Source organism: Kushneria sinocarnis, from assembly GCF_003633775.1.
GTDB lineage: Bacteria > Pseudomonadota > Gammaproteobacteria > Pseudomonadales > Halomonadaceae > Kushneria > Kushneria sinocarnis.
In genome coordinates this window covers 78,992-91,097 of record NZ_RBIN01000007.1, presented here as the reverse complement: position 1 = coordinate 91,097, position 12,106 = coordinate 78,992, and the positions used below count along the sequence as shown (strand labels likewise).

Below are 12,106 nucleotides of genomic sequence, written 5' to 3'. Positions count from 1 at the left end.
CCTCGAATCGGACCACCCACGGTGGTCATGCCAGTGCACTGGCCATGTAGTTGTTGGATTGCTGGTCAATACCGCGCCGGCCACCAGCTCTGCCGGACCCGGCTGCCCTAGCGCGTTTCGGTCACCTTGCGCAGATGGCGCGGGTGATCCGGATCCAGCCCCCGGGCCCGGGCCAGCTGCTCGATCATGGGGTAGAAGCTCTGGATCGCACACAGCGGATGCAGCAGCGAGTGGTCGGCACAGGTCAGCGTCAGATCGCGCTCGGCAACGCTGTGGTCGGCCGCCAGCAGCACGCACGCGCCCCGGGAACGAAAGCTTCCTGCCAGCTCCAGCAGTCCGGCCTGGCCGTTGCCGGGGGGCGCGAGGATCAACACCGGATAGCCTTCATCGACCAGCGCCATCGGCCCGTGCTGGATCTCCGCGCCACTGAAGGCTTCGGCCTGGATGCCGCAGGTCTCCTTGAACTTGAGCGCGGCCTCCTGGGCGATCGCCAGCGTGCTGCCTCGCCCCACCACCATCATGTGGCTGGCATCGCGCAGCGGAGCGATGGCAGGCGACCAGTCGCTCGCTGCCGCCTCGCGCAGCCGTGCGGGCAGCTGTGTCACTGCCTCGAGCAGCGCATCATCCCCGCTCCAGGCGCCCACCAGCTGGGCTCCGGCTGCCAGCGCCGCCAGAAAACTCTTGGTCGCTGCCACGCTGCGCTCTTCGCCGGCATGCAGGGCCAGGGTCGTTTCACTGGCCTGCGCCAGCGGCGAGTCCGGCACATTGACCATTGCCACGGTCATCGCCCCACCGGCACCGAGCGCTCGCTGCATGTCGATCAGGTCGGGACTGCGACCGGATTGCGAGATGGCCAGCGCCAGCATTTCATCGACCCGCCAGGCGGTCTCTTCCAGCGTGGTCAGTGACAGCGGCAGCGAGGCGGCCGGAATCGCCAGGCGCTGCATCACCAGATAGCTGATGAAGGCGACCGCATGGTCCGAACTGCCTCGCGCCACGCTGATCAGTGCACGCGGCGGGCGCTGTTTCAGCCGGTCAGCCAGTGCCCGCGTCGCGACCTCGTTGGCGGCCAGCTGAGACGCCACTCGCTCGGGCGCACTCAGGGCTTCCTCTCGCATCAGTGACATGTCTGCTCTCCCGGAATCATGATGGGTGTTCATTGGGCTGACCCGTTTCGGCGACCCCGGCAATCGGCTGCCCCGCCACATGGACCGCCTGCAGGTTCAGCTGTCGATCGAGCGTCACGACATCCGCGCGCCTGCCGGGCACCAGGGCCCCGCGATCGGTCAGCCCCAGAAAATGCGCCGGCAGCGCCGACAGCCGCCGCGAGGCTTCGGCCAGCGAGAGCCCCAGCGTCATCCAGTTGCGCAGCGCCACATCCATGGTCAGTGCGCTGCCGGCCAGGGTGCCATCCGCCAGCCGCACCGAATTGCCCTGCTTGTAGACGTCATTGTCCCCCAGCCGATACTGCCCCTCGGGCATGCCGGCTGCCGCCGTGGCATCGGTAATGCCATAAAGGCCGGGAATGGCGCGCAGCGCGGCCAGCGCGGCGCCGGGTGCCACGTGCAGCAGGTCGGGAATGATCTCGGCAAACTCCGCCCGGGCCAGCGCGGCACCAACCACCCCCGGATCCCGGTGATGCAGGCCGCGCATGGCGTTATAGAGGTGGGTAAAGCCGTGTGCACCCTGTGCCAGCGCCGCGACCATGGTGTCGTAATCCCCGTCACTGTGACCGAGCTGGACCCGCACCCCGTGCCGGTTCAGCCAGCCGATCAGGGCATCATGGCCGGCGATCTCCGGTGCCAGCGTCAGGGTCCTGATCGGCGCCAGCGCCATCAGTGATTCCAGTTCCTCCCGGGTACCGGGCCGGGCATGCGGCGGCTGTGCCCCCAGGCGCTCGGGGCTGATGAAGGGGCCTTCCAGGTGCACGCCCAGGATATCGGCCGCCTGTTCAGGCGGATCCTGCATGACCTGCTGTACGGCTCCGAGCGCCTGTTCAATGGCCGGTCGGCTGGCCGTCATGGTGGTCGCCAGCACGCTGGTGGTGCCGAAGCGGGCATGAGTCCGGGCCAGGGTGGCCGCCGCATCACCGCCCTCCATGACATCCGCGCCACCACCGCCGTGAACATGCAGATCGATGAAGCCGGGGATCAGACGCGGGGCATCGTTGTCCTCGGGATCGACCGGCTCGCCCTCGAGTTCGATGATGTGTTCGCCACTCAGACGCAGGTAACCCCGCCGCCAGCCCGACGGAGTCAGCAGATTGCCTTCCAGTTGCTTCATGTAGTCTCCCGGGGGCTGCGCTGGAGCTCGACCACGACATCGTAGTGATCCGGCCGGCACCAGCTGATGGTGAGTTCGGCCGGGCGCTCGTCATCGAGATAGCCCAGCCGCGTGATGCGCAGCAGCGCCCGCCCCTCCTCGACCCCGGCCAGTTCGGCCAGTGCGGCATCGGCGTTGACGGCACTGACGTGCTGCAGGGCTCGCTCGATGCAATGGCCGTGCGCCTCCAGGTAACGATAGAGCGACTGCTCCACGGCTTCGGGCCGCGGGAGCAGCGTGCGCGGCAGCCAGCTCTCCTCGACGGCGACGATGCACTCATCCGCCAGCCGCTGACGCTTGAGGTAGGCGACCGGCTCTTGCCGGTGCAGGCCGAGACGCATCAGGGTATCGCCATCGGGCACCCGGATATCGCGTGTCAGCCATCGTGAGCGGGGCACCAGCCCCCGTGCCTCGAGCGCCTGGGAGAAGCCGGTCAGACGATTGAGCGGCGTCTTCACGCGTGGCATGACAAAGGTACCGGCGCCGCGATTGCGCTCGGCCAGCCCCAGCTCGATCACTTCATCCAGCGCCCGCCGGGCGGTAATCCGCGAGATACGGCAGTGACTGGCCAGCCGCCGCTCGGAGGGCAGCGCCTCTCCATGACGCACGCGGCGGCTGTCGATGGCTTCGATCAGTTGCGCTGCCAGCTGGCGATACAGCGGGGTGGCGCTGTGCTCGTCGACGGCCAGCTCTGCCATCCAGTTCATGGTGTCTGCTCCTCTGCTGCTGACCAATCTGGCACCACATTCCCCCTGTTGCAATACCGGTTGCAGACCACTTGGAACATGGTCGACGTCTCTCTTGCAGGGCCCTATGCTGGCAGCATCAGTGCCACGGCGCCCGGCAACGGGCGAGCCGGCAGGCAGTCCCTTCATTGCAGGAGTCAGTTCATGACCACTCTGATCATCGGCGCCAACGGCCAGATCGGCCGTCGCCTCTGCCAGCAGTGCGCCGCAGCGCATGTCCCGGTACGGGCCATGATCCGCCACGAGAATCAGCGCGCATTTTTCGAGGAGCTGGGCATCGAAACCGTACGGGGCGATCTGGGCGGCGACATGACCGCGGTCTTCACGGGCTGTGATCAGGTCGTGTTCACGGCCGGCTCGGGCGCCTCGACCGGCCCCGAACAGACGCTGATGATCGACCTCAACGGTGCCATGCGCGCCATTGATCTCGCCCGCGAGCAGGGAGTGGAGCGCTTCATCATGGTCAGCACCCGTCACACCGATCCGCTGCAGGGGCCGGAGCGACTGCGCCCCTACCTGGCGGCCAAGCGCGCCGCCGATGCCTACCTGACCCACTCGGGGCTCGCGCATGTCATCCTGCGGCCGGGGCGCCTTACCGATGCCCCCGGCAGCGGCCGCATCGCCCTCTCCCGTGAGGAAGCCTCCGGAGAGGACGTGTCCCGGGACAACGTCGCCCGGGTCATTGTCACACTGCTCAAGCGCCAGCAGCTCGATCATCGCGAGTTCGTCCTGCTCGACGGCGAACGAGTCATCGACGAGGCCATTCGCTGAGCCGGCGCCCCCTCCCGCTGCCCCATCTCGCCCGGGGGCCCCTTTCGCGGGTGGAGGCCAGGACGTATAGTGGGCGCCCGACCCGCCAACCGATCGATCGAGATGCTGCAGAACAACTCCGCGCTTGCTCAACTCAAGCAACAGATTCGTGACAACACGCCGCGCGTTACCGGCGTGGTCAAGGGCACCGAGAAAGGTTTCGGCTTTCTGGAAACCGACGACGGCCAGTCGCTGTTCATCCCGCCACCGGCGATGAAACAGGTGATCCATGGCGATCGCATCGAGGCGGTCGTGCATGAAGCCGACGAGCGCAAGAGCGTGGCACCCGAGAGCCTGATCGAGGCCAGTCTCAACCGCTTCATCGCACGGGTTCACAAGCGCGAAGGCAAGCTTTCAGTCGTTCCCGATCATCCCTCGATCCGGCAGACCATTCGCGCTCGGGTTCATCGCCAGCTGGACGAGGCCGCGCTGAACGAGGGTGACTGGGTCGTGGCCCGACTGCTGCGCCATCCGCTGCGCGCCGATGATCGCAGTTTCTACTGCCAGCTCGACGAGGTAATCGCCACGGCATCGGATCCGTCGGTACCGTGGCGGGTCACGCTGGCACGACACGCGCTGGAACAGGCCTCGCCTCAGGGCGCGGACCAGTGGCCGCAGCTCGAGGAGCCGCTGGCGCGTACCGACCTGACCACGCAGCCGTTCTTCACCATCGACAGCGCCTCCACCACCGACATGGACGATGCGCTGCATATCGAGCCGCGCAGCGAAGGCGGCTTCCGCCTGACCGTGGCGATCGCCGATCCGACCGCCTATGTGGCCGTGGATGACGCCATTGACCGCGAAGCACGGCAGCGCGCCTTTACCGTCTATCTGCCCGGTCGCAACGTGACCATGCTGCCGGAAGCGCTGGCCGATGACCTCTGCTCGCTGAAGCAGGGCACCGATCGGCTGGCGCTGGCCGCCACGCTGGATATCGACAGCGACGGCACCATTGCCGATACCCGCTTCTTCGCGGCCACGGTACGTTCACATGCCCGACTGACCTATGAGCAGGTTTCCGACTGGCTGGAAGGTCAGGGAGAGTGGCAGCCCGATTTCGAACAGGGTGAGCAGCAGCTGCGTCAGCTCGAGGCCTTTACCCGGGCGCGTCAGCAGTGGCGCGAGCAGCACGCCCTGGTCTTTCCCGATCGGCCCGATTACGTCTTTCATCTCGATGAGGCCGGCAATGTGCTCGACATCGTCGCGGAGCCGCGACGGATCGCGCATCGCATGGTCGAAGAGGCAATGATTGCCGCCAACCTCAGCTGCGCCGAGTTCCTGCAGCGTCATGTCGGTCACGGCATCTACAATGTTCATCAGGGCTTTACCGAAGAGCGTGCCGATCAGGCCGTGGAACTGCTGGCCAGCCAGTCGATCGAGGCTACCCGTGAACAGCTGATGGGCGTCGAGGGCTATCGTACCCTGCGCCACACCCTGGATGCCCGCAACGACGCCTGGCTCGATACCCGGCTGCGCCGGCTGCAGGGCTTTGCCGTCGTGTCCAGCCAGCCGGGACCACACTTCGGCATGGGCGTGCCGGCCTACGCCACCTGGACCTCTCCGATCCGCAAGTATGGCGATATGGTCAATCATCGCCTGATCAAGCAGGTACTGCGTGAAGAGACGCCGTCAGCGGCTGCCACCGAAGCCCTGACCGAACATCTCGGTGATCGCCGGCGCCTCAACCGTCTCGCCGAGCGGGATGTCAAGGACTGGCTCTATGTCCGCTACCTGAGCGAGGCTGCCCGCGAGGGTCACACCTTTGCCGCCGAAATCATCGACATCCGTCGTGGCGGGCTGCGGGTGAGACTGGTCGCCAACGGCGCTTCCGCCTTCGTGCCGGCCTCCACCCTCACCACGGACCGCGATCAGCTGTCGATCGATGAACGCGAAGGCCTGATCCATATCGCCGGCGAGCTGCGCTACCGGCTCGGTGACCCGCTCAATGTGGTGCTCTCCGAAGCGCGCGAGGATACACGCTCGCTGGTGGCCCGCCCGGCCGATTGACATGACGCTTCTCCGGTAACCCATCGAATCAGACACTTCGATACCGGCTCGCTATACTGGATACCCAGCATGCCGGAGGAGCCGAGAGTGCTGCCGGTCGAGCGTTTCGGCGCCGGCCGATGCTTGGGGATGTAAAGCCCGATGGAGGTATCGGCACCGTGCATATTGCCGACATGACCATGTTCTATGCACCGTCCAGCGGCGGTGTACGCACCTATCTGGACGCCAAGCGGCGACGGCTGCACGAAGTGCCCGGCATCCGCCACAGCCTGCTGGTGCCCGGTGCCCGCTACCGGCGTCATGACCATGACCGCCTGGTCGAGGTTCCGGCACCTCCCCTGCCCTTCAGCAATGGTTATCGCTTCCCCCTGCGGCGCCGCCACTGGATCCGGGCACTGCGCGATGTGCATCCGGACCTGATCGAGGCCGGTGACCCCTACGTGACCGGCTGGGCCGCCGCTCGCGCGGGCCGTGAGCTCGATATTCCGGTGGTCGGCTTCTACCACTCCGATCTTCCGCTGCTGGTCAGCAACCGCTTCGGCGACTGGACCAGTGCCGGTATCGGGCACTACATCTCGCGCCTCTACGGGCACTATGCCCGGGTACTGGCCCCCAGCCGGGTGATGGCCGGCAAGCTGCATGCCCTCGGCCTCGAAGAGGTTCATGTCCAGCCGCTGGGCGTGGATCTGGTCAATTTCTCGCCCGAGCGCCGCAGTGACGAGGTCCGGCGCGAACTGGGCATCAGTGACGAAACCCGCCTGCTGATCTTTGCCGGGCGCGGCTCGCGGGAAAAGAACGTCGATGTGCTGCTGGAAACCATGAAACAGCTGGGCAGCGGCTATCATCTGCTGCTGGTCGGCTCCTGCATGCCCGAGCATACGCCGGATAACGTCACGGTCATCAACCATTTCTGCAGTGCCGACGAGCTGGCCGTCAGGATGGCCAGCAGCGATGCCCTGCTGCATGCCGGCACCCAGGAGACCTTTGGGCTGGTCGTGCTCGAGGCCATGGCCTGCGGTATCCCGGTAGTGGTGGCCAATGCAGGCGCGCTGGGCGAGAACGTGCCCGAAGAGTGCGGGCTGTTGTGTGAGCCCCACAACGCTGCCTCCATGACCGAAGCGGTGCGCAACCTGTTTGCCGCGGACAGCCAGCGACTGGGCCGTCAGGCACGGGCACACGTCGAGCGTCATCACAACTGGGACAGCGTGGTTGACGGATTGGGCGAACACTACCGCAGCGTGCTCGGCATCCGCGAAACCGGTACAGCGGGAGTCCAGCATGGCTGAGCGCGAGCTGGCGCTGGTACTGCATGACATTGCCCCCGAAACCTGGGAGGATTACCGCCCCTTCGTTGAAGCCGTGGATGCGCTCGGCAGCGTGCCGATGACCTGGCTGGTGGTCCCCGATTTTCATCACTGCAGTGCGACCTTCGAGGATCCGGAGCTGCCGGCACTGCTCGAACAGCGTCTGGCCCGGGGTGACGAACTGACCCTGCACGGCTACTACCACTGTGATGATGCACCGCCACCCCGCACCCCGCGGGAGTGGTTCATGCGGCGGATCTACACCTACGAGGGCGAGTTCTACGCGCTGGATCAGCAGCAGGCACGCCAGCGGCTGGAAGCCGGCATCGAACTGTTCCGTCAGCGCAACTGGCCGCTGCACGGCTTCGTGGCCCCCGCATGGCTGCTCAGCAGTGGCGCACGCGCGGCACTGCGCGAGCTGCCACTGAGCTATACCAGTGACCCGCAGCATCTCTATCGGCTGCCCGATTTTACCCCCATCCGGGCCCCGTCGCTGGTCTGGAGTGCCCGCAGCCGCTGGCGCCGGGGGATGTCATGGGCGGTCAATGAAACGGCTCGCCTGCGCCACCGCCACCAGCCGCTGCTGCGGCTCGGCCTGCATCCGGTCGACATGCGACATCAACTGTCACGACGCTACTGGCTCGACACCCTCAAGCGGCTGCTGGATGCCGGCTACACCCCGACCACCAAGGTGGACTGGCTGCAGCGCCGGGGGCAACGGATCAACAACGCAAGCGCCTCTCACGGTCATTTATGAATCGCACGCTCTGGCTCCTGCTGGCCGGCCTGGTGGCCGTGCTGGCCATCCCCTTCCTGCTGGGCGGAACCGATCTGATCCATCAGCTGGCCGGCTTTCCGCTCTGGCTGTTTGCGCTGATGCTGGGCATGATCCTGGTCTGCTGGTTCATCAACGGGCTCAAGCTGAAGGTCCTGCTGGCCGGTCATGCCGGGCCGCTCGGCAGTCTGCGCGCCATGGCCATCATGATGGCCACGGAGTTCGCCATCTGTGCCACCCCGGGCGGCACCGGCGGTCCGCTGACCCTGATGGCCCTGCTGGCCCGGCGCGGCGTGCGTCCGGCGCGTACCACCGCGGTCTTCGCCGTCGATCAGATCATCGATCTAGTGTTCTTCCTGTCGGCCATGATCGGCATGATGATCTATGTCATCACGCGTGCCATCGACGTGCGGCTGGGCTGGATGCTGATGGTGCCACTGCTGATGCTGATCGGTGGCCTGATCCTGATTCTGCTGCTGGGTCGCTATCACCGCGGCCTGATGCGGCTGCTCGGTCGGATACTGGCAGGCCTGCGGGTACGTCCCCATACCCGTCGCAAGCTGGCCCGACGGCTGCTCAACTTTCGCAATGCCCTGGCCGAAACCCTGCAAATGCCGCGCTATCGACTGCTGACAGCCTTTCTGCTGGGCGTGGTGCACTGGGTGATTCGCTATAGCGTGCTCTATTTCACCCTGATCGGACTGGGCCAGCACCTGGACTGGGCCTGGACCTTCCTGGTCCAGATGCTCTCCATGGCGGCCGGTCAGATCACGCTGCTGCCGGGCGGTGCCGGAGGGGCCGAACTCTCCTCCTCGGCCCTGCTGGCCCCCGTGATCGGCCAGTCCACGGCAGCTGCCGCCATCCTGATCTGGCGCGCGGTGACCTATTACTTCTACCTGGTCGCCGGCGCGCCGGCCTTCATGCTGATGGCCGGTCGCCCGCTCTTGCGTCGCGTGCTCTCGGCACGCCGCCAGGAGGAGAGCGAACCCGGCGACTGAGCGGATGTGGCTGGCGCTGCAGCGAACGACTTTCTATAACTGTCAGCACCCGCATTCATTGTCAGAGGAGTTCGCCATGCCCTTCATCAGCGTGGATACCAGCGATATTGCACCGGTCGATCTGTACTATCAGGACTGTGGTGATCCCGATGCCCGACCGGTCATCCTGATTCACGGCTGGCCCCTGAGCCATCGCATGTGGGAGTACCAGATCAATGCCCTGACCGAGGCCGGCTATCGCTGCATCGCCTATGATCGCCGCGGCTTCGGCGAATCCGGCAAGCCATGGGAAGGTTATGACTACGACACCCTGGCGGGTGATCTGCAGGCGCTGATGACCCGGCTCGATCTGCGTGATGCGGTGCTGGTCGGGTTCTCGATGGGCGGCGGCGAGGTGGCCCGCTACTTCGGCCGCTTTGGCAGTGACCGGGTCAGTGCGGCGATGCTGATCGGCGCCGTGCCACCCTATCTGCTCAAGACCGACGACAATCCCGAAGGCGTGGACGGTCAGGTATTCGAGGACATGAAGGCCGGCATTCGCGATCAGCGCGTCGCCTTTCTCGAAGGCTTCGGCCAGATGTTCGTCAACTGGAGCGAGGACGCGCCCACCATCAGTCGGGCCCAGCTCAACCATAACCACACCATCGCCAGCTTCGCCGCACCTCACGCTACCCTGCGCTGCATCACCGCCTTTGGCGAAACCGACTTCCGCCATGACCTGCCGAAGATGGATGTGCCGACCCTGCTCGTCCACGGCGATGCGGATCAGATCGTGCCCGCCGAGGTCAGCGCCCATCGCTCCCATGAAATGATCAGCGGCAGCCGGCTGGAAATGGTGGGCGGTGCCCCGCATGGCCTCAACTTCACCCATGCCGAAGAGCTCAACCGGCTGATGATCGACTTTCTCGATCAGCTGGGCTGACCCTCTCCGGACCACCGGCAGCCCGGCAGATTGCCCGGGCTGGCGGGCTGCAATGAAAAAGGGGGATGCCCTGCGGCATCCCCCTTTGCTGCTCCGAAAGGCGCGGCGCTTACCAGCCGGTCGCTTCCTTGAGCTTGTCACCGATTTCGGCCAGCGAACGCACCGTCTTGACGCCGGCCGCTTCCAGCGCCTGGAACTTGTCATCCGCCGTGCCCTTGCCACCGGCGATGATGGCACCGGCATGGCCCATGCGCTTGCCGGGCGGCGCCGTGACCCCGGCGATATAGGCCACCACCGGCTTGCTGACATGCTCCTTGATGTATTCGGCAGCCTCTTCCTCGGCGGTGCCGCCGATTTCGCCGATCATGACGATGGCTTCGGTCTTCGGATCCTTCTCGAACAGCTCGAGCATGTCGATGAAGGTCGAGCCCGGGATCGGATCACCACCGATACCGACACAGGTCGACTGACCGAAGCCATGATCGGTGGTCTGCTTGACCGCCTCGTAGGTCAGGGTGCCGGAGCGGGAGACGATGCCGACCCGACCGGCCTGATGAATGTGGCCGGGCATGATACCGATCTTGCTTTCATCAGGGGTGATCACGCCGGGGCAGTTGGGACCGATCAGGCGCACGCCCAGCTCATCGCACTTCACCTTGACATCGAGCATGTCGAGCGTCGGGATGCCTTCGGTAATGCAGATGATCAGCTTGATGCCGGCGTTGGCGGCCTCGAGAATCGAGTCCTTGCAGAACGGTGCAGGCACATAGATGACCGATGCCTCGGCGCCCGTCTCTTCCACCGCTTCACGCACGGTATTGAACACCGGCAGATCGAGATGCTTCTGGCCGCCCTTGCCGGGCGTGACACCGCCGACCATGTTGGTGCCGTAGGCAATCGCCTGCTCGGAATGGAAGGTGCCCTGGCCGCCGGTAAAGCCCTGGCAGATCACCTTCGTGTTCTTGTCGATGAGGATACTCATTGCTTGCCCTCCGCTGCTTTAACCACCTGCTGCGCCGCATCGGTCAGGCTGGTCGCTGCGATAATGTTCAGGCCGCTCTCGGCGAGCTTCTGCGTGCCCAGCTCGGCATTGTTTCCTTCAAGGCGTACGACCACCGGCACGTTGACACCGACCTGCTCGACGGCACCCATGATGCCCTCGGCAATCATGTCGCAGCGCACAATGCCACCGAAGATGTTGACCAATACAGCCTTCACGGAGGTATCGGAAAGGATGATCTTGAAGGCTTCCGCCACACGCTCCTTCGTGGCGCCACCGCCGACATCAAGGAAGTTGGCAGGCTGACCGCCGGAGAGCTTGATGATGTCCATGGTGCCCATGGCCAGTCCGGCGCCGTTGACCATGCAGCCGATGTTGCCATCCAGCGCTACATAGTTGAGCTCCCACTGCTGGGCGTGCGCTTCACGCTCGTCTTCCTGGCTCGGGTCGCGCATCTCCTGCAGATCGGGATGACGATAGAGCGCATTGCCGTCGAGGTTGACCTTGGCATCCAGGCAGTGCAGGTTGCCTTCCCCCGTGATCACCAGCGGGTTGATCTCGAGCAGGGCGAAATCCTTGTCGGCAAACATCTTCGCCAGACCCAGGAAGATCTTCGTGAACTGCTTGATCTGGTCCTTGTTCAGGCCCAGCTTGAAGGCCAGTTCACGCGCCTGGTAGGGCTGTGCCCCAACCAGCGGATCGACGGTCGCCTGCAGGATCTTCTCGGGAGTCTCTTCGGCAACCTTCTCGATCTCGACACCACCTTCGGTGGAGGCCATGAAGACGATACGACGGGAGCCGCGATCCACCACGGCACCGAGATAGAGCTCGGTGGCAATGTCGGTGCAGTTCTCGACCAGAATGCGGGTAACCGGCTGCCCCTTCTCGTCGGTCTGGTAGGTCACCAGGGGCTTGCCCAGCCACTGCTCGGCAAAGGCCTTCGCCTCATCGTGACTCTTGACCAGCTTGACCCCACCGGCCTTGCCGCGGCCACCGGCGTGTACCTGAGCCTTGACGACCCATTTGTCACCACCGATTTTCTTGCAGGCGCTGACGGCTTCATCCGGGGTTTCAACCGCATACCCCTTGGAAACCGGCAGACCATAATCGGCAAACAGCTGTTTTGCCTGATATTCGTGAAGATTCATCGTCTCATGCCATTGGTTGCATTGGACTCTATTGGCGCTCACCGATTCTGGCTCGGGCCAGGGCCCGGGCGAAC

11 protein-coding genes are annotated in these 12,106 nt (G+C 65.1%); 6 read left to right on the top strand and 5 right to left on the bottom strand.

From position 1 onward, the window contains the following. Positions 1–107: 107 nt before the first annotated feature. Genes C7446_RS12290 through C7446_RS12280 form a run of 3 tightly spaced genes read right to left on the bottom strand, consistent with a single transcriptional unit; the run spans position 108 to position 3,029 of the window. The gene (locus C7446_RS12290) at positions 108–1,127 is read right to left on the bottom strand and encodes an SIS domain-containing protein (RefSeq protein ID WP_211327949.1); all 1,020 of its coding nucleotides are present in this window, start codon (positions 1,125–1,127) and stop codon (positions 108–110) included. A 16-nt stretch (positions 1,128–1,143) separates the two neighbouring features. After that, positions 1,144–2,283, bottom strand: a complete 1,140-nt coding sequence (gene nagA / locus C7446_RS12285; protein WP_121173413.1) for an N-acetylglucosamine-6-phosphate deacetylase — start codon at positions 2,281–2,283, stop codon at positions 1,144–1,146. Continuing rightward, positions 2,280–3,029 (bottom strand): GntR family transcriptional regulator, encoded by a 750-nt coding sequence (locus C7446_RS12280; protein ID WP_121173412.1) that lies wholly within the window; start codon positions 3,027–3,029, stop codon positions 2,280–2,282. Before C7446_RS12280 ends, nagA begins: the two co-directional genes overlap by 4 nt. A 183-nt stretch (positions 3,030–3,212) precedes the next feature. Between C7446_RS12280 and C7446_RS12275 the strand changes: the two genes are divergently transcribed. The 6 genes from C7446_RS12275 (at position 3,213) to C7446_RS12250 (ending at position 9,884) form a co-directional block, all read left to right on the top strand. Continuing rightward, entirely contained in the window at positions 3,213–3,839 is a 627-nt protein-coding gene (locus tag C7446_RS12275) for an SDR family oxidoreductase (RefSeq protein WP_121173411.1), read from the top strand. Between the two features lie 102 nt (positions 3,840–3,941). Continuing rightward, on the top strand, positions 3,942–5,885 hold the full coding sequence (locus C7446_RS12270) for an exoribonuclease II (RefSeq protein WP_121173599.1): 1,944 nt from the start codon (positions 3,942–3,944) through the stop codon (positions 5,883–5,885). A gap of 158 nt (positions 5,886–6,043) precedes the next feature. Then, complete coding sequence (gpgS, locus tag C7446_RS12265; protein ID WP_121173410.1) at positions 6,044–7,171, top strand: N-acetylglucosaminyl phosphatidylglycerol synthase; 1,128 nt, start codon at positions 6,044–6,046, stop codon at positions 7,169–7,171. After that, entirely contained in the window at positions 7,164–7,946 is a 783-nt protein-coding gene (gene gpgD, locus C7446_RS12260; protein ID WP_121173409.1) for an N-acetylglucosaminyl phosphatidylglycerol deacetylase, read from the top strand. Before gpgS ends, gpgD begins: the two co-directional genes overlap by 8 nt. Next, positions 7,943–8,962 (top strand): glucosaminyl phosphatidylglycerol flippase, encoded by a 1,020-nt coding sequence (gene gpgF, locus C7446_RS12255; RefSeq protein ID WP_121173408.1) that lies wholly within the window; start codon positions 7,943–7,945, stop codon positions 8,960–8,962. Before gpgD ends, gpgF begins: the two co-directional genes overlap by 4 nt. 76 nt (positions 8,963–9,038) lie before the next feature. Continuing rightward, complete coding sequence (locus tag C7446_RS12250) at positions 9,039–9,884, top strand: alpha/beta fold hydrolase (protein WP_121173407.1); 846 nt, start codon at positions 9,039–9,041, stop codon at positions 9,882–9,884. Positions 9,885–9,993: 109 nt separating this feature from the next. On the opposite strand, the gene sucD is transcribed toward C7446_RS12250, so the two are convergent. Both sucD and sucC read right to left on the bottom strand, forming a co-directional pair. Next, complete coding sequence (gene sucD / locus C7446_RS12245; protein ID WP_121173406.1) at positions 9,994–10,866, bottom strand: succinate--CoA ligase subunit alpha; 873 nt, start codon at positions 10,864–10,866, stop codon at positions 9,994–9,996. Beyond that, the gene (sucC, locus tag C7446_RS12240; protein ID WP_121173405.1) at positions 10,863–12,032 is read right to left on the bottom strand and encodes an ADP-forming succinate--CoA ligase subunit beta; all 1,170 of its coding nucleotides are present in this window, start codon (positions 12,030–12,032) and stop codon (positions 10,863–10,865) included. The genes sucD and sucC overlap by 4 nt, the downstream gene beginning before the upstream one ends. Positions 12,033–12,106 lie beyond the last annotated feature (74 nt).

Coding starts and splice junctions, on each gene's coding strand:
- sucC (WP_121173405.1), bottom strand. CDS start 12,032: ATGAATCTTCACGAATATCAGGCAAAACAGCTGTTTGCCGATTATGGT.
- C7446_RS12270 (WP_121173599.1), top strand. CDS start 3,942: ATGCTGCAGAACAACTCCGCGCTTGCTCAACTCAAGCAACAGATTCGT.
- C7446_RS12250 (WP_121173407.1), top strand. CDS start 9,039: ATGCCCTTCATCAGCGTGGATACCAGCGATATTGCACCGGTCGATCTG.
- sucD (WP_121173406.1), bottom strand. CDS start 10,866: ATGAGTATCCTCATCGACAAGAACACGAAGGTGATCTGCCAGGGCTTT.
- C7446_RS12275 (WP_121173411.1), top strand. CDS start 3,213: ATGACCACTCTGATCATCGGCGCCAACGGCCAGATCGGCCGTCGCCTC.
- gpgF (WP_121173408.1), top strand. CDS start 7,943: ATGAATCGCACGCTCTGGCTCCTGCTGGCCGGCCTGGTGGCCGTGCTG.
- nagA (WP_121173413.1), bottom strand. CDS start 2,283: ATGAAGCAACTGGAAGGCAATCTGCTGACTCCGTCGGGCTGGCGGCGG.
- gpgD (WP_121173409.1), top strand. CDS start 7,164: ATGGCTGAGCGCGAGCTGGCGCTGGTACTGCATGACATTGCCCCCGAA.
- C7446_RS12290 (WP_211327949.1), bottom strand. CDS start 1,127: ATGTCACTGATGCGAGAGGAAGCCCTGAGTGCGCCCGAGCGAGTGGCG.
- C7446_RS12280 (WP_121173412.1), bottom strand. CDS start 3,029: ATGAACTGGATGGCAGAGCTGGCCGTCGACGAGCACAGCGCCACCCCG.